This is a genomic window from Rhizobium sp. N324 (assembly GCF_001664485.1).
Classification (GTDB): Bacteria; Pseudomonadota; Alphaproteobacteria; order Rhizobiales; family Rhizobiaceae; genus Rhizobium.
Map to the genome: position 1 here is coordinate 3,082,049 of NZ_CP013630.1, position 16,847 is coordinate 3,098,895.

Genomic DNA, 16,847 nt, shown 5'->3' on the forward strand with positions numbered 1-16,847 from the left:
TTTGCAGAGATAGACCTCGTGAAAACGATGATATAGATTGCCTAAAAGCATATCATCTGTGATTTGAATTCATCATGAGCCGTCAGGACGTCAATCGATCAGGCGAAATGGAAGTCTTCGTCAGCGTCGTCGAGCGCGGTGGCTTTTCAGCTGCCGCGCAAATCCAGCGCATGACGCCATCGGCCGTCAGCAAGCTGGTCGCCCGGCTGGAAGCGCGCCTCGGCGCCCGCCTCGTCAACCGCTCGACCCGCAAGCTGCAGCTGACGCCGGAGGGCTGCGTCTTTTATGAGCGCAGCATCGCCATCCTTGCCGACATCACCGCGGCCGAGCGGCAGGCCTCGACTGGCGAGGAGGTCTCGGGCCGCATTCGCATCAACACCAGCGGCTCCTTCGGCAATCATGTGCTGGCGCCGCTCGTTCCCGCCTTCATGACGGTTCATCCCGCCGTGACGCTGGATATTTCCCACACCGACAGGATCGTCGACCTGATGGAGGAGCGCGCCGATGTCGCGATCCGCGCCGGCCCGTTGAAGAATTCCAGCCTGATCGCCCGCAAGCTCGGCGCCACCGGCAAGATCATCGTCGCCTCGCCCGATTATCTCGAGCGTCACGGCGAGCCGCTGAGCGTCACCGATCTCCGTCGCCATTGCCGCATCGGCTTTTCCTATGCCCGCGCCATCGAGGGCTGGCCGATGCGCGAGGACGGCGAAACGGTGACGGTCCCGATCACGCCGGGCGTGCAGGTAGCGGACGGTGAAGCCATGCGCCATCTCGCGCTCGCAGGCGCGGGCCTTGCCCGCCTTGCCGCCTTCACCGTGCGCGCCGATATCGATGCCGGCCGGCTGGCGCCGGTGCTGAAAGAAGCCAATCCCGGCGACACCGAGGAATTCTACGCCCTCTATATGGGCCAGGGCGGCCCGCTGCCGGCGCGCGTGCGCGCTCTGCTCGACTTCCTCGTCAGCCATGTGCATCTCTGATGAGATAACAAAGACTTGAAGCGGCCGCTTGAATCACATTCGCATGACAGGCGGCCGCAAAGCCAGATTTCGCAATTGACCGCGCACGCAGCGCCCGCCTATACGAGCCGTACCGACCGGCCCTTGCCGCCGGCCTCTCTTCGTCATGCCGGAGCCTCCTCCCATCTTCAGCCTCGGGGCTTGGCGCCGGCCAGGAAAGATACGGGGATCATGCCATTCAGCGACGCACGCCGCCTGCTGCGCGATACCGCCCTGCCGAAATGGGCGCTGCTGCTGGCGCTCTCCACCGCCCTCACCCTCTTCCTTGAACTCTTCGCCCTGCCCGCCTCGCTGCTGATCGGGCCGATGGTCGCGGCCATCCTGCTGGCGCTGACAGTCGGCAAGGGAAAGCTTCGCGTGCCGCTCTGGCCGCTGCAGTTCGGCCAGGTTCTTGTCGGCCTCATGATGGCGCGCACCATCACCCCTGATATTCTCGGCGCCATGGCGAAGGACGCGCCGCTCTTCCTGCTGTTCGTCTTCTCCGTCATCGCCATCGCCACCGGCCTCGGCTGGCTGCTGACGCGCTGGCAGGTGCTGCCGGGAACGACCGCCGTCTGGGGCTCCTCGCCGGGTGCTGCCTCCGCCATGGTGATCATGTCGGAGGCCTATGGCGCCGATGCCCGCCTCGTCGCCTTCATGCAGTATCTGCGTGTCGTCTTCGTCGCCGTCGGCGCCTCGGTGGTCTCGCGCCTCTGGGTGGCGGCTGACGGCCGGGAGCCGCCACCGCTCATCCTCTTTCCCGCAGTCGACTGGCCGGCCCTTGCGGCGACCGCCGCCTTTGCCGGCTTTTGCGCCTATGGCGTGCGGCGCCTGCGCATCCAGGGCGGCATGATCATCGTGCCGCTTTTTCTCGGCGCCTTCCTGCAGGGTGTCGGCCTCTTGAAGATCGAGCTGCCGATGTGGCTGCTCGCCATCGCCTATGCGCTCGTCGGCTGGAGCATCGGCCTGCGTTTCACCCGCTCGATCCTCAGCCACGTGGCGCGCGCCCTGCCGCGGGTGTCGGCCTGCATCGTGCTGCTGATGGCGCTCTGCGGCTGCATGGCGGCAGCCCTTCACGTCTTCGCCGGCATCGATCCGCTGACGGCCTATCTCGCCACCAGCCCCGGCGGCGCCGATTCCGTCGCCATCATCGCCGCCTCCAGCGATGTCGATGTGCCCTTCGTCATGGCGATGCAGACCGGCCGTTTCCTGGTGATCCTGATGATCGGCCCGGCGCTCGCCCGCTTCATCGCCCGCCGCTCCGGCCTTGCGGAAAATCCCGTATAAGGCGCCGCGGGTTATGCGCCAGCGTTGCCCACTGCCCAGGCGTCATTCCGTAAGCCTTCTTGAAATGCCGGTTGAGATGGCTCTGGTCTGCAAAGCCGGTCGCCGCCGCCGCGTCCGAAATCCCCTCTCCCGCGCCGATCATGGTGCGGGCCCGCTGCAGGCGCCGCATCAGCAGATAGCGGTGCGGGCTGGTGGCGAAGGCCGCCCGGAAATGCCGCGACAGCGCGAAACGGTCGAGCCCCGTCACCGCTTCCAATTCGCCGGAGCGTACCGGCCGCGTCGTATGCGCCTCGAGATAGTCCCGTGCCGCCCGCGCCTGCCGCCAGGCGACACCGCCGAGCGGCCGGCGCGGCATCAGCGCATGCCGGGACAGCCCGCCCGCCACCTGCGACAGGAAATCGTCGACGAAAAGCTCGTCCAGTTCGCGGTCGAGCTCGCCGAGCGCGGCGAGCAGCACGGCGGCCAGCGCCGGATCCCCAATGACGGGCTGGTCGACGAAAGGCAGACCGATGCCATCAGCCTCCAGGCATTCAAGCAGCAGTGACGGCTCCAGGTAGAGCATGCGGTAGTGCAGTCCGTCCTCGGTCCCGGCCCCGCCGTCATGCTCCTCATCGGGATGCAGCACAATCACCTGGCCCGGCAGGCTGAAGCGCCGCTCGCCGCGATAGCCGAAAGTCTGCACGCCCTTCAGCGTCACGCCGAGTGCATAGGTGTCGTGGCGGTGCGGCTCGAAGGCATTGCCTGAAAACTGCGCCTCGATGCGCTCGATGCCGGGAAAAGCCGGCGCCGCCAGGATGACGTCGCCGGATGGTCCCGCGCACAAACGTTCAAGACCTTCGAAGGCCTGCGGATGTAGATCCTGGCTCAACGCGCCCGAGACTCCATAACCCGAGATGAAAGACTATCCGATGTTTGATACCAAAATTGCCGTCGTCCTGCGAAACAATCTTGCCGGCTGGCAAAAACTGAACGTCACCGCCTTCCTGATGACCGGCATCGCCGGCGGCCATCCCGAAATCATCGGCGAGCCCTACAAGGACCGCGCGGGCAATCTCTACAATCCGCTGTCGATCCAGCCGATCATCGTGCTTTCCGCCGACGAGGCGACGATGTCTGCCATCCACCGCCGCGTGCTGGAACGCGACGTTACCGCCTCGCTATTCATCGAGGAAATGTTCGCCACCTGCCATGACGCGGCCAATCGCGCCGTGTTTTCCGAATATGCACCCGACGATGCCAAGGTCGTCGGCATCGCGCTACGCGCCGACAAGAAGATCGTCGACAAGATCACCAAGGGCGCGGCGATGCAGCAGTAACAAAAACGGCCGGGCTTAGCCCGGCCGCTTGAATGACGGAAAAATTCCAATTCAGCCCTGTGTGATCGGCGCGATCTGGATTTCGACGCGGCGGTTCTGGGCGCGGCCGGCCTCGCTGGCGTTGGAGGCGACCGGCTGTGACGGGCCGAAACCAACAGCCGAAACGCGGCGCTGGTCGATGCCCTGGCCGCCGAGATAATCGGCGACCGAAAGCGCGCGGCGCTGCGACAGATCCTGATTGTGCTGCAGGCTGCCGGTCGAATCCGTATGGCCGTTGACGTCGATCAGCGTGCGGTTGAACTTGCGCAGCACGATCGCCACCGAATTCAGCGTCGGATAGAAGCCCGGCTTCACCGCATCCTGGTCGACGTCGAAGGTGATGTTCGACGGCATGTTGAGAATGATGTTGTCGCCGTTACGGGTCACGGAAATACCGGTGCCTTCGAGCTGGGCGCGAAGCTCGGATTCCTGCTGATCCATGTAATTGCCGATCGCGCCGCCGGCGAGCGCGCCGACGCCGGCGCCGATCAGCGCTGCGTTGCGCTTGCCGTGTCCGCCGCCGCCGACAGCCACGCCGACCAGAGCGCCGCCAAGCGCGCCAAGCGCCGCGCCGCCCGCCGTATTGGAAACCTTCTGTTCACCGGTATAGGGGTCCGTCGTTGTGCAGGCGCTGAGATAGCTTGCTGCAACAGCCAAAAGTACGAATTTCTTGATCATGGACAGGATGGTCTCCGTTCGAAGCTGATGCGAGCAAATGGCAAGGATTGCGGCAAGAAAATGAAGATGCTTTCGTGATAGGGGAATTTCAGGCGCCGAAATAGGAGCCATGTTGCCGGAATGCGCTGATACCAACAGTTTTAATGGATCGACTGCGCCCATAGGCAGCAGGCACGACGATCAGCCCTCATGGTGAGGAGGCCCGCGGGGCCGTCTCGAACCACGAGGGCGGGTGACGGCTCACAACCTTAGAAATTCTGGAACAACTGTCTGACCGTATCATAAGTCGCGTTGGCGATATTCAGCGATTGCAGGCCGAGCTGCTGCTGCGTCTGCAGCGCCTTGAGCTTGCTCGACTCTTCCTCCATGTCGGCATCGACGAGCCGGCCGATGCCGGCGGTGTTGTTGTCATGCAGTTTGGTGGCGAAATCGTTCTGCAGATTGATGCGCTTTTCCAGTGCACCAAAGGCCGAACCGACCGTCGTCAGCTGCGTCAGCGCGGCATCGACGACACTGATCATTTCGCCGATCTGTCCTTTCGTTGTGGCCGCCGAAAGCGAGATCACCACCTGCCCGGTCGTGGCGCCGTTCTTGCTTTCCATCAGCACATAATTCTGCGAGGCGCCGAGCTCGGTGGCGAAATAGGACGAGGTCAGCACGCCGTATTCGCCAGAACCGGTGGCGCGGTCGTCGATCAGATAGCGCGCGTCCTTGGAGCTCGTCGCTCCCACCGGCGTGTTGTCGATGTGATAGCTCAGCATGCCGACCGAGACCGTGCCGTCGGCATTGCGGATGAAGGAAGCCGGGATCTGGCGCGGCTGCGTCGGCGTCGCGTCGTTGTTGAGGATCACCCAATTGTCGCTGTTGAAGGTCGCCGATTCCGAAACGCTGCGCAACTGCTCCTGCAGCTGTTTGATCTCTTCATTGACCTTGTCCTTGTCAACGCCGTCTTCGGTCGCGGCAACCAGCTTGGCCTTGATCTCGGAGACGACGTCGATGACGTTCTCGACGCCGGTATAGGCTGTGCCCATCGTCGCCGCCGCCATGCCGAGCGCATCCTGGATCGCCGAAACAGCCTTGTTGTCGGTGCGCGCGGTGGTGGCGACCGACCAGTAGACGCCATTGTCGGCGGCTTTCGCGACACGCATTCCGGTCGTGATGTGGTTTTGCGTAACCGTCATATTGCGGTTGATATCGCGCAGCACATGAAGCGCCGCGTCCACGGAGACGCGCTGATAAATACTCACGGGAACTAAACTCCAAAACGCAAACAGGACGCAAACTGCACAAGAAATGAACCGTTGCCGCGCGGACATTCATGTCCGGGGTCGCTGAAAATCCAGCGCGTTGCAGCCTTCGAGAAACGAAGAAGACCAGCCGGTTGCTGCCCACGATCATTGCCGTTTATGCTTAACAAACGGCTAAACTTCAGAAGTAATTTATCTTATTTCGCAAGGTTTCATACACCATAGGAAACGCCGCCGAATGGCGATCCGGCGGCGTGTTCAATTCGGATAGAAGACCTATTCGGCGGCCTGCAGCTGTTCCTCGTCGGGAGCGGCGCGTGGCCGCGTGGCGACGGCCATCTCCTCGTGCAGCCGCGCTTCCTCATGGGCATGCGGCTTGCCGAAGCGGGCGAGCAGCAGATAGGCGACCGGCGTGATGAACAGCGTCACCAGCGTCGCGAAGCCGAGACCGCCGACGATCACCCAGCCCAGTGCCACGCGCGCTTCTGCACCGGCGCCATGGGCAAAGACCAGCGGCACGCCGCCGAGGATGGTGGCGATCATCGTCATCATGACAGGGCGAAGGCGCAAGGCGCAGGCCTTTTCGATCGACGAGCGCACGTCCTCGCCCCGGTCGCGCAGCTGATTGGCGAATTCGACGATCAGAATGCCGTTCTTCGCCATGACGCCGACCAAGAGCACCAGTCCGATCTGGCTGTAGATATTGAGGCTGGAGCCGGTGATCACAAGCGCGAAGACGGCGCAGGCAAGGCCGAGCGGCACCGTCGACATGATGATCAGCGAGGACAGCACGCTTTCGAACTGCGCCGCCAGCACCAGGAAAATAATGACGATGGCAAAGCCGAAGGTCAGCGCCATACCGCTTGAATTCTCCTCCAGCGTCGCGGCTTCGGCAAGCGGCAGCAGGCGCGCGCCGGCCGGCAACAGCGGCTGCGCAAGCTCGGTTACTTGCTTGACCGCATCGCCGAGCGACATGCCGTCCTTCAGGCCGGCGGTGATCGCGACGGAGGCGAGCTGCTGTTCGCGGTTGAGCTGCGGCGCAACCGAACCTTCCTTCATCGTGGCGATGACCGACATCGGCACGATCTTGCCGTCGCCGGTTTTCAGGAACACGTTTTCCAGGTCGGTCGGATCGTCGATCGGCCGCGTCGTCGAGGTCAGAAGCACAGGATAGGACTCGCCGTCGACAAAGACGTCGACCACCGAGCGCCCTTCGAGCAGCGACTGGATCGCCGTCGAAAGCCCCGTAATGTCGATGCCGAGATCGGAAGCACGCTCGCGGTCGATCGCCACCGACACCTGCGCCTGGCTAGGCTCGTTGGTCAGGCGCGGCGTATCGTACCGGCCGGTGGCGTCGAGTGCCTGGACCAGCTTGGCGGCCGCTGCCGTCAGCGCGTCGTGATCATTGCCGATCAGCGCCATCTGCACGCCGCTGCCGGCACCGCGGATGCGCAGGCTGTTGGAGGAGATGGCATTGCCGCGCAGGGCCGGCACCCTTGCTGCCGCCTGATTGATGTCGCCGACGATCTCCGCCTGTGTCCTGTGGCGCTCTCCCCAGGGGGCAAGTGTGAGCACCATGAAGCCGCTATTCAAAGAACCGCCCTGGCCGGAGATCGAGAAAATGTTGCGGATGTCGCCGCGGTCGACGAGCGGCTGCAGATTTTCCTCGACGAGCTGCATCTTGTCGCGAGTGTACTCGAGGCTCGATCCCTGCGGCGTCGTCAGCCGCATCATCACCATCGACCGGTCCTCTTCCGGCGTCAGTTCGCTCTTGACGCTCGAGAAGGCGACGAGTGCCGCGCCGGCAAAGATCACCGAGAACAGGAGGACGACGAAGGGGGCGTTGAGGCAGCCATGCAGCGCCCGTTTGTAGAGCCGGGCGAGCGCCCCGCCCAGACGGCCGAGCGCGCCGTGATCTTCTATCATCGGCTTCGTCAGCATGCGCGAGGCCAGCATCGGGCAGAGCGTCAGCGCCACAAGCGACGACAGGCCGACGGAGAAGGCGAGCACGAAGCCGAATTCACGGAAGAGGCCGCCGACCTGCCCCGGAAGGAAGGAAAGCGGGATGAACACGGCCGCAAGCGTCGCGGTCGTGGCGACAACCGCGAAGAAGACCTCGCGGGTCCCGAGCACGGCGGCGGCGCGCGGCCCCATGCCTTCGGCGCGCCGGCGCACGATGTTTTCGAGCACCACGATCGCGTCGTCGACGACGAGGCCGGTCGCCAGCACGATCGCCAGCAGCGTCAGGATGTTGATCGAGAAGCCGACCATATAGATCGCCGCCAGCGTGCCGATCAGCGCCACCGGCATACTGACCGCCGGGATCAGCGTCGCCCGCCAGTCGCGCAGGAAAAGATAGATAACGGCGGTGACGATGACGGCGGCAAGCACCAGCGCCAGCACCACCTCGTGGATCGCGCCCTGGATGAAGACGGCGTCATCGCTGGTGATCGCGATCGTCGTGCCCTCGGGCAGCGTCTTCGACAATTGCTCGACGGCGGCCTTGATGCCGGTCGAGATATTCAGCGTGTTGGATTGCGCCTGGCGGATGATCCCGAGGCCGATGCCCGGCTTGCCGTTCGATCGCAGCGCCGTTTCCCCGTCGCGTGGGCCCAGCGTCACCGTCGCGACGTCGCCGAGCCGGACGCGGTCCTGCAGCATGACGTTGGAAAAATCCGCCGGCGTCTGCAGGTTGGCGGTGGCGCGCACCACGATATCCTGCGTATTGCTCTTCAGCGATCCCGCCGGCACGTCGAGTGCGGCATTGTCGAGCGCCTTGGTGAGGTCGCCGATGGTCAGCCCGCGGCTCGCAAGCGCCCCCTGATCGACATCGACGCGGAAGACCTTCTCCTGGTCGCCATATTCCTCGACATCGGCGACGCCGTCGACGGAGGCAAGGCGATCGATCACCTCGTTTTCGACGAGCTGCGTGAGATCGTCCATGTTGAGTTTGGTGGAGGTGACGGCAAGGCGCATGATCGCCGAGGAATCCGAATCCGCCTTGACGATCTGCGGCGCATCCGCCTCATCGGGCAGGTTCTGGGTGATGCGGCCGATCGCGTCGCGCACGTCGTTGGCGGCGACGGCGAGATCGATCGTATCCGAGAATTCGAGCGTCACCCGACTCTGGCCGAAGGAAGAGGTGGACGAGATCGATTTCAGCCCGCTGACGCGCGCGACCGCGCCCTCGATCACCTTGGTCAGTTCCTGGTCGATCGTCTGCGGCGATGCGCCGTCGAAAGTGGTGCGTACGGTGACGACGGGACGGTCGACATCCGGCAGTTCGCGCACCTCCACCCCGACATAGGCCGCAAGGCCGGCGACCACCATCAGCGTGTTGAACACCAGCGCCAGGATTGGCCGGCGAACGAAAAGCGCGGTGAAGCTCTGCTTGCCCGAGGCCCTGTCCTGATGAATCTCGGTCACACTCATTGCGTGGCGACCTCCGCATTCGCGGCCGCGTCGGCGGAAACGCGCACCGCCCCGCCCTCACGCACCCGCTGCAGGCCCTGCGTCACAATCTTGTCGCCGTCCTTAAGCTCGGCTTTGACGAGCACGAAATCCGGGTTGCGCTGCACCACGCTGACCCGCACCTTATGCGACTTGTCGTCGTCAACCAGCCAGACGAAGGACCCTTGCGAATCCCACTGAACGGACTGCGGATCGACCGCCGGATATTTGTCACCTGGGAATTTCATGCTGACGCTGAAGGACATGCCGGCGCGCAGCTCATCGGAAGAGTTGTCGATGCGGGCGCGCAATCGAAGCGTACGGCTTGCCGCGTCTATGCGGTTGTCGACTGCCTCGACCACGCCGGCAAACATCTGTCCCGGTTTTGCCACCGACATCGCCTCGACCGGCTGGCCGACCGATACCGTGTTGGAGAAGCGCTCAGGGACCCAGAAGTCGACGAGGATTTCCGAACGGTCGTCGAGCGTGACGATCGGGATGCTCGTCGTGACGTTGTCGCCGATATTGACCGGCACGATGCCGACGATGCCGTCGATCGGCGCAATAATGTTGCGCCGTGCGAGATTGAGTTCGGCGGCCTGCAGCTGCAGCCGCGCGCCCTGCTCGGCGATCTCGGAATCGAACACGTCCATGCGCGACACGCTGGATTTGATGTTGTGATAGAGATCGGATTTCTCGACCGCGGCCTTGACCGCCACATCGGCCTGGCCGCGGGCGATCACCTGCTCCTCGCTGTCGAGCTTGGCGAGCACTTGGCCGGCCTTGACCCTGTCGCCTGACTTGATGAGGATTTCGCGGATAGTGCCCGATGCCTGCGGTGTCACCGCAACCGAGCGGATCGCGTCACCCGTGCCGATGGCGTTCAGCCGGTCGTTGACGACGCCCTGAACGACCGCCTGCGTCGCAACGAGAATGGCGCCGTTGCGCGCCCCGCCATTGCGGCGGTTCTGTCCCTGACCCTTGCCCTGTCCTTGGCCCTCGCCACGCTGCTGGCCTTGCGCCCGGGCGGGAGCCTCAGCATCCGCCGTCTCCTCAGCCTTCGGCGCGATCCTGGAAACGATGCTCTCTGGAATACCTGCATCGCGCATCGTATCGCCGGCGCCTGGGACAAGGAAAACCCACGCGGCAAAGCCGGCAATAATGACGATGAGCGAAAGTATAAACTGCTTCCAAAAGGCCATTCACGTCTCCAGAGGGACTCGAGGTTGGACCAGGGTCGGTCGAAAGAGGCGCTGCGGGATCAAGATCCCGTCTGATGCGACAATATCGCGCGTTTGCAGCTTACCGGCAAGCATAAGCAGCCGGCATTACCGATTTGTAATTTCAGCAAAGAATGGAAATAACCCGGCCGCTCACTTTTGCTTGAACGAAGCTCGCAAACGTCTTGGACGCTCCTGAAAAAACGGCCGGGATCGCCGATTTACCGGCGCATCGACCATCGCAAGCCCATGACGGCCACAATCCCCAGTATCGGCCACACCGCCCAGAACTGCCCCGTCCAGGTAAAGAGGTTGATGCCGACCATGCCGAGGGCCACGATCGCCAGCGAGGTGACCTTCCGGTTGAACAGGGTCTGGCTGCGATTCCAGGCCAAGGCTGCGACGACGGCGAGCGCAAGCACCGGAAAGCGCGCCCAGAAAACGCCCTGCCACGATAAAAGATTGATGCCGATCAGCACAGCCGCGATGACACCGAGCACACCGAACAGCCTGCGTCTGCCAGGCACTGGGCTTGCTTCGGCGATTTGAGCCGCCGGCTGCGGCCGCGGGCCTGGTCGTTGGGGCGGCGGCGTCTCGTCCTTGGCATCGCCGATCTTCACCGCGTAGCTCGGCACGCCTTCATCGACGTTCTTCACCATCAGCGGCCCGAGAAACTCAAAACCGACCGCCACCTTGTTGCGGACCTGGTCGTAAACGGTGCTTGAGATGACGATGCCGCCGGCCGAAGCCGAAGCCTGCAGCCGTGCGGCGATATTGACGCCGTCGCCGTAGATGTCGTCGTCTTCGACGATCACATCGCCGAGATTGATACCGATGCGGAACAGCATGCGTCCGTCTTCCGGGCGGCGGGCGTTGAAACCGGCAAGTTCGTTCTGGGTATCGACGGCGGCGCGCACCGCCTCGACCACGCTCGGGAAATCGGCGATCAGCCCATCGCCCCAGGTGTTGATGACACGGCCGCCATGGCTTTCGATCAGGCGCCCCATCGCTTCGCGGCAACGCTTCAACGCCGCAAGCGTCCCTTCCTCATCGGCCCCCATCAGCCGCGTATAGTCCTGCACGTCAGCGCAGAAGATCGTCGTCAGCTTGCGCCGCGTTTCACCCATGGTGTCTCGTCTCCGCGCTCTCCGCCGGAAAGATCGCTGCAAAGGCCGAATTTGCTCGAGTGAAGATCAATAGCGACGATTGCAGCGACGATAAATTACGCAGCCTTTGTGTTTGTTACCATCGATAATTATAAATCACCGTCCTTCACGTTCCGGCCCTCGAACGGATCACGATCATACGAAGGCGGTCGGCCGGCCCCATGAAATCATCCGGAATCGGATCTTTCTCATGGAGTTCGAAAAGGTCGCCCCATGACTCCGGCTTGCGTGACAGAATGACATCGCCGGTCTTCGGATCACGACGAACGAACACCTCGCTCTCCTCGAAGCGAAATTCGGCGGGAAGCCTGACCCGTCCACCTTGCGATAGCTATCATGATACATACCGCTGACCAGCAGCCAGCAAGAGCGTCACCCGGCCCTTCCACGTCCGGCGCCTTAAAGAAAAACGTTGGATTACTGAACGATCTTGCGCGGGCTCGCCGTATGCTCTCTCGCCACCGTGCTCGAGCTATCGATTTCCTGCAGCAAGACGTCGTAGCCCCAGAGATCGGCGAGATGCTGGAGGACGAGCTTCGTGTCGTTTTCCTGAAGATAGCAGCCATTCATTACGATGTGCTGCAGCAACAGCCGGCGGTCGCCGGCGAGGTCGACGTCGACGATATCGATGGCCGGATCGGTCCAGCCGATATCGTATTCGCGGGAGAGTTGGCGGCGGATGCGCAGGTATCCGCGCTCATTGTGGATCGCCGAAACCAGCACCCCTTCGGTCTGTTCCGGATCGTCGTAGAGATGGAACAGCCGCAACTGGCGAATCAGGTTCGGGCTCAGGAACTGGCTGATGAAACTCTCGTCGCGATAGTTGGCCCAGATGTCGCGCAGGATCGCCATCGCATCGCCGCGTCCGGCGATATCGGGAAACCATGCGCGGTCTTCTTCGGTCGGCGTCGTCACGATCCTCTCTATATCCTGCATCATCGCAAAACCAAGCGCATAGGGATTGAAGCCCGAGAACCGCCGGTCGTCATAGCTCGGCTGGAACACGACGTTGGAGTGCGACTTCAAGAATTCGAGGAAGTTTCCGTCGCTGATCTGTCCCCGCTCATGAAGCCGGTTCATGATCTGGTAGTGGACGAAGGTGGCGGTTCCCTCATTCATCACCTTGGTCTGCCGCTGAGGATGGAAATATTGCGCGACATGGCGGACGATGCGAAGAATCTCGCGCTGCCATGGCTGCAGCCGCGGCGCCGTTTTCTCAAGAAAGTAAAGGATGTTGTCCTGCGGCAGGCCGAGGGCGGCGCGGCGCTTTTCCAACCCGATGTCGCCCGTCTTTTTGGTTTTGCCGACGGGAACCGTCCGCCAGAGGTCATTGAACATCTGCTCCTCGTGGGCGCGGCGCTCCTGCTGGCGCTTCTCCTCCTGGCGAAGATCGATGGTGGTCTTGCCCGCGAATCGATGCACCCCGTGCGACATCAGCGCATGGGCTGCGTCGAGTGTGCGCTCGACGGCCGTCTCGCCGTAGCGCTCCTCGCAGCGGGTGATGTAACCCTTGGCGAAATCGAGGTAATCGAGGATGCCCTCCGCATCGGTCCAGAGCTTGAAGAGATAATTGTTCTTGAAGAAATGGTTGTGGCCGAAGGCTGCATGCGCGGTGACGAGCGTCTGCATCGTCGCCGAGTTCTCCTCCATCAGGTAGGAGATGCAGGGAGAGCTGTTGATGACGATCTCATAGGCAAGGTCGCGCATCCCGCGGCGATAGAAAGTTTCGTGATGCGCGAAATGTTTGCCGAAGGACCAATGGCGGTAAAAGAGCGGCATGCCGGTCGAGGAATAGGCATCAAGCATTTGCTCCGAGGTGATGACTTCGATCTGATTTGGGTAGACGTCGAGGCCGAGTTCGTTGAGCGCGATCTCCTCGCAGGCGTCGTGGATGCGCTGGAGTGTTGAAAAGTCCCAGTCGGCACCCTCGAACAACAGCCGCTCTCTGGGCCTCATCGTCACGGTCATGGTGTCACCCTCGGCTGTGCGTCACGTTTCTGGAAGAGATCATGGAAAACCGGGAATATTTCGTTTCGCCGGCAGACCTTGCGCATCGAAAGCGGCTGCAGCTCGGAACGGATCCCGTCATAGAGCATCCAAAGCGGTGAACGGGATATCGAGGAGTCGCCGCCTTCCTCGCCGACCTCGATATAGGCGAAATACTGACACAGCGGCAAAATCTCGCGCAGCAGCTGCCCGCTCAAATTCCCGTCCGAATGGGCGTTGTCGCCATCGGAGGCCTGGGCGCCATAAATATTCCATTCGGCCGGATCGAAACGCGCCGCGATGATCGACCGCATGGCCGCAAGGGCGCTGGAAACCAGCGTACCGCCCGTCGCCGGGCCATAGAAGAAGGTTTCCTCGTCGACTTCCTCCGCCTTGTCCGTGTGGCGGATGAAGACGATCTCCACTTTCTTGTAGCGCTTCGACAGGAAGAGATAGAGCAGCAGATAGAACCGCTTGGCCAGGTCCTTCATGTGTTCCGACATGGAGCCGGAGACGTCCATCAGGCAGAACATCACGGCTTTGGCCACGGGCTTCGGCTCGTTTTCGAAGCGGCGATACCGCACGTCGAGCGGATCGATATAGGGAATACGCCGGCTTTTTTCCGTCAGGGATTTAAGTTTTGCTTCAAGCGCCAGGCGGCTCTCGTCGTCCTCGCACTCCTCGATCTGTCGCTGCAGGGCTTCGATCTCTTCGCGGCGCGGACGGTGAAGTGCGACACGGCGCATCATCGCCAGCCTGGTCGTGCGACCGACGGCGATATTGGACGGCGATCCCGATACGGAATAGCCGGCGCGGAAGGGCGTTTCCTCTTCGGTTTCGGCCAGACGCCGCTTGGCAAGGTCGGGCAGTTCCAGATCGTCCAGGAACACATCAAGGAATTCCTCGCGCGTCAGTACGAAACGGAAGCCGTCCTCGCCGTCGCCCTCGCCCGCATCCTTGGGTTTTCCGCCCCTGCTCCCCGGCGGGCGCGGAAGAATGTCGCCTTCGACGAAGGCCCTGTTTCCAGGCAGGATATGATCGCGGATGCCGCCATCGCCCCTCCGCAAGTTCGGCTCGGCCATCCCGTCGATCGGCAGGCTGATTTCCCCGCCGTCGAGCACATCGCGAATGTTGCGGTTTTGCAGAGAACGTTTGACCGCCTGCTGCACGGCGCCCTTCATGCGTCGAAGGAACCGCTGCCGATTTTCCAGACTTTTACCGCGCGGATTTAACCGCCGGTCGACAATGTGCATAATGGCTCCGCATTAACTTGCCTGTTTGACGCGCATGTACCATTCCACAAGGCGTCGAACCTGCCTCTCGGTGTAACCCCGCGCGGCCATGCGCGAGACGAATTCGCTGTGCTTCTTCTCTGTCTCCGAGTCCTTCTTCGATCCGAAGGAAATGACCGGCAGAAGATCTTCGACCTGCGAGAACATACGTTTCTCGATTACTTCCCGGATTTTCTCGTAGCTCGTCCATGACGGATTTTTTCCGCCGTTGGCTGCCCGCGACCGCAATGAGAACTTGACGATTTCGTTGCGGAAATCCTTCGGATTGGCAATTCCCGCCGGCTTTTCGATTTTCGTCAGTTCCTGATTGAGGAGCTCGCGGTCGAGAAGCTGGCCTGTATCGGGATCCTTGAAGTCCACGTCTTCGATCCAGGCATCGGCATAATCGACATAGCGGTCGAACAGGTTCTGTCCGTAGTCCGCGTAGGATTCAAGATAGGCCTTCTGAATCTCGTTGCCAATGAACTCTGCATAGCGTGGCGCAAGATCGGCCTTGATGAATTCCATATAACGCTTCTCGACATCGTCGGGAAACTGCTCGCGGCGGATCGCCTGCTCCAGCACATACATCAGATGCACAGGATCGGCACCGATATCCGTGGTGTCGTGATTGAAGGTGGAGGCGAGCACTTTGAAGGCGAAGCGGGTCGAGATGCCGTCCATACCCTCGTCGATGCCGGCAGCATCCCGGTATTCCTGAACGCTGCGGGCGCGCGGATCGGTTTCTTTCAGGCTCTCGCCGTCATAGGTGCGCATCTTCGAGAAGAATGTCGAGTTCTCGTGTTTGCGCAGCCGTGACAACACCGAAAAACGGGCTAGCATTTCGAGCGTTGCCGGGGCGCATGGCGTATCGGCGAGTTCCGATCCCTCGATCAGCTTTTCGTAGATCTTCTGCTCTTCCATCACCCTCAGGCAATAAGGCACCTTGATCACGCAGATGCGGTCGATGAAGGCCTCGTTGTTCTTGTTGGCCTTGAAGGTCTGCCATTCCGCTTCGTTCGAATGCGCGAGCACGATGCCCGAAAAGGGTATGGCGCCGATATTCTCGGAGCCGATATAGTTCCCCTCCTGCGTCGCCGTCAGCAGCGGATGCAGCATCTTGATCGGCGCCTTGAACATTTCGACGAATTCGAGAATGCCCTGGTTGGCGCGGTTGAGGCCGCCCGAATAGCTGTAGGCATCGGGATCGTTCTGGGAGTAGGTCTCCAGCTTGCGGATATCGACCTTTCCCACCAGCGACGAGATATCCTGATTGTTCTCGTCTCCGGGCTCGGTCTTGGCGATGGCGATCTGGCGCAGCCGCGACGGCTGAATTCTGACGACACGGAAGCGGGAAATATCGCCGCCGAAGTCGTCGAGCCGCTTCAGGCACCACGGGCTCATCAGCCCGTTCAGGCGTCGCAACGGGATGCCGTATTGCTCCTGCAGCAGCGACCCCATCGTTTCCGGATCGAAAAGGTTGAGCGGGCTTTCGAAAACCGGGCTGATCTCGTCGCCCGCCTTCAGCACGTAGATCGGATGAACCTCCATCAACTGCTTCAGCCGCTCCGCGAGCGACGACTTGCCGCCGCCGACCGGGCCTAGCAGATAGAGGATCTGTTTGCGTTCCTCGAGCCCTTGCGCCGCGTGCCGGAAGAAGGAAACGATCCGTTCGATCGTCTCTTCCATGCCGTGGAAGCCGGTAAAGGCGGGATAAATCCGGATCGTCCTGTTCATGAAGATCCGGCCAAGCCGCGCATCCCTGGCGGTGTCGACCATCTGCGGCTCGCCTATCGCCGCGAGCAGACGCTCCGTCGCATTGGCATAGGCGATTGGGTCCTTTTTACAGAGATCGAGATACTCGGCCACCGACATATCGGTTTCGCGGCGCGCTTCGTAACTGCGCGTAAAGGCATCGAATACGGATTCGTTCAGCATGGGCCCTCCAGTAAGGTTATGCCGCAGGCTTCAAAGTCGTATAACCATCGAGATGGCTACGACGTTCCTAAGAATCAATAATTTCGTAGGTATATTCGACGCTCACCGGACGTTTCTTGCAACGCACAAAAGCGTGCATGCACCGGTTATTTTTACTCTACGAAACTGTTTCTCATTATAGTTGAAAAAAGCACCCGTGCGGTATCAGCACATTTCGCGACGTGACAGAAAGATGAAAAGGGTGTGCAATGTCG

13 protein-coding genes are annotated in these 16,847 nt (G+C 61.8%); 3 read left to right on the forward strand and 10 right to left on the reverse strand.

All coding sequences use genetic code 11. The annotated features are described in order from the left end of the window. The first annotated feature begins 74 nt into the window (after positions 1-74). Together AMK05_RS14875 and AMK05_RS14880 are read left to right on the forward strand one after the other, a co-directional pair. Positions 75-977 carry a LysR family transcriptional regulator gene (locus AMK05_RS14875; RefSeq protein ID WP_064839623.1) on the forward strand — a complete coding sequence of 301 codons (903 nt, stop codon included), beginning with the start codon at positions 75-77 and terminating at the stop codon, positions 975-977. A gap of 210 nt (positions 978-1,187) precedes the next feature. Beyond that, complete coding sequence (locus tag AMK05_RS14880) at positions 1,188-2,282, forward strand: AbrB family transcriptional regulator (RefSeq protein ID WP_064839625.1); 1,095 nt, start codon at positions 1,188-1,190, stop codon at positions 2,280-2,282. On the opposite strand, the gene AMK05_RS14885 is transcribed toward AMK05_RS14880, so the two are convergent. Continuing rightward, positions 2,242-3,150 (reverse strand): AraC family transcriptional regulator, encoded by a 909-nt coding sequence (locus AMK05_RS14885; RefSeq protein WP_064839627.1) that lies wholly within the window; start codon positions 3,148-3,150, stop codon positions 2,242-2,244. The genes AMK05_RS14880 and AMK05_RS14885 overlap by 41 nt on opposite strands. A 40-nt stretch (positions 3,151-3,190) precedes the next feature. Between AMK05_RS14885 and AMK05_RS14890 the strand changes: the two genes are divergently transcribed. Further along, a complete protein-coding gene (locus tag AMK05_RS14890) occupies positions 3,191-3,598 on the forward strand; it encodes a DUF2000 family protein (RefSeq protein WP_064841393.1) in 408 nt (135 codons plus the stop codon). A 51-nt stretch (positions 3,599-3,649) separates the two neighbouring features. Here the strand turns inward: AMK05_RS14890 and AMK05_RS14895 are convergent, their stop codons facing one another. From AMK05_RS14895 to AMK05_RS14935, 9 genes are all read right to left on the reverse strand, one after another. Then, positions 3,650-4,315: an OmpA family protein gene (locus tag AMK05_RS14895; RefSeq protein ID WP_049733608.1), complete on the reverse strand. Its 666-nt coding sequence runs from the start codon at positions 4,313-4,315 to the stop codon at positions 3,650-3,652. A gap of 248 nt (positions 4,316-4,563) precedes the next feature. Beyond that, positions 4,564-5,562: a flagellin N-terminal helical domain-containing protein gene (locus tag AMK05_RS14900; protein WP_064839629.1), complete on the reverse strand. Its 999-nt coding sequence runs from the start codon at positions 5,560-5,562 to the stop codon at positions 4,564-4,566. A 276-nt stretch (positions 5,563-5,838) separates the two neighbouring features. Then, positions 5,839-8,994, reverse strand: coding sequence for an efflux RND transporter permease subunit (locus AMK05_RS14905; RefSeq protein ID WP_064839631.1), 3,156 nt, complete (start codon positions 8,992-8,994; stop codon positions 5,839-5,841). Beyond that, positions 8,991-10,214, reverse strand: coding sequence for an efflux RND transporter periplasmic adaptor subunit (locus AMK05_RS14910; protein WP_064839633.1), 1,224 nt, complete (start codon positions 10,212-10,214; stop codon positions 8,991-8,993). The genes AMK05_RS14905 and AMK05_RS14910 overlap by 4 nt, the downstream gene beginning before the upstream one ends. Before the next feature lie 239 nt (positions 10,215-10,453). Beyond that, positions 10,454-11,359 (reverse strand): adenylate/guanylate cyclase domain-containing protein, encoded by a 906-nt coding sequence (locus AMK05_RS14915; protein ID WP_064839635.1) that lies wholly within the window; start codon positions 11,357-11,359, stop codon positions 10,454-10,456. A 145-nt stretch (positions 11,360-11,504) separates the two neighbouring features. Then, on the reverse strand, positions 11,505-11,672 hold the full coding sequence (locus tag AMK05_RS14920) for a hypothetical protein (protein WP_237352113.1): 168 nt from the start codon (positions 11,670-11,672) through the stop codon (positions 11,505-11,507). A gap of 143 nt (positions 11,673-11,815) precedes the next feature. Then, positions 11,816-13,366: a SpoVR family protein gene (locus AMK05_RS14925; protein ID WP_064839637.1), complete on the reverse strand. Its 1,551-nt coding sequence runs from the start codon at positions 13,364-13,366 to the stop codon at positions 11,816-11,818. After that, on the reverse strand, positions 13,363-14,637 hold the full coding sequence (locus AMK05_RS14930) for a YeaH/YhbH family protein (RefSeq protein WP_064839639.1): 1,275 nt from the start codon (positions 14,635-14,637) through the stop codon (positions 13,363-13,365). The genes AMK05_RS14925 and AMK05_RS14930 overlap by 4 nt, the downstream gene beginning before the upstream one ends. Positions 14,638-14,649: 12 nt before the next feature. Continuing rightward, positions 14,650-16,593: a PrkA family serine protein kinase gene (locus tag AMK05_RS14935; RefSeq protein ID WP_064839641.1), complete on the reverse strand. Its 1,944-nt coding sequence runs from the start codon at positions 16,591-16,593 to the stop codon at positions 14,650-14,652. Positions 16,594-16,847 lie beyond the last annotated feature (254 nt).

Bases quoted from the DNA above. Each gene is read 5' to 3' on its own strand.
- AMK05_RS14875 (WP_064839623.1), top strand. From the start codon at position 75: ATGAGCCGTCAGGACGTCAATCGATCAGGCGAAATGGAAGTCTTCGTC.
- AMK05_RS14880 (WP_064839625.1), top strand. From the start codon at position 1,188: ATGCCATTCAGCGACGCACGCCGCCTGCTGCGCGATACCGCCCTGCCG.
- AMK05_RS14890 (WP_064841393.1), top strand. From the start codon at position 3,191: ATGTTTGATACCAAAATTGCCGTCGTCCTGCGAAACAATCTTGCCGGC.
- AMK05_RS14895 (WP_049733608.1), bottom strand. From the start codon at position 4,315: ATGATCAAGAAATTCGTACTTTTGGCTGTTGCAGCAAGCTATCTCAGC.
- AMK05_RS14905 (WP_064839631.1), bottom strand. From the start codon at position 8,994: ATGAGTGTGACCGAGATTCATCAGGACAGGGCCTCGGGCAAGCAGAGC.
- AMK05_RS14910 (WP_064839633.1), bottom strand. From the start codon at position 10,214: ATGGCCTTTTGGAAGCAGTTTATACTTTCGCTCATCGTCATTATTGCC.
- AMK05_RS14915 (WP_064839635.1), bottom strand. From the start codon at position 11,359: ATGGGTGAAACGCGGCGCAAGCTGACGACGATCTTCTGCGCTGACGTG.
- AMK05_RS14925 (WP_064839637.1), bottom strand. From the start codon at position 13,366: ATGACCGTGACGATGAGGCCCAGAGAGCGGCTGTTGTTCGAGGGTGCC.
- AMK05_RS14930 (WP_064839639.1), bottom strand. From the start codon at position 14,637: ATGCACATTGTCGACCGGCGGTTAAATCCGCGCGGTAAAAGTCTGGAA.
- AMK05_RS14935 (WP_064839641.1), bottom strand. From the start codon at position 16,593: ATGCTGAACGAATCCGTATTCGATGCCTTTACGCGCAGTTACGAAGCG.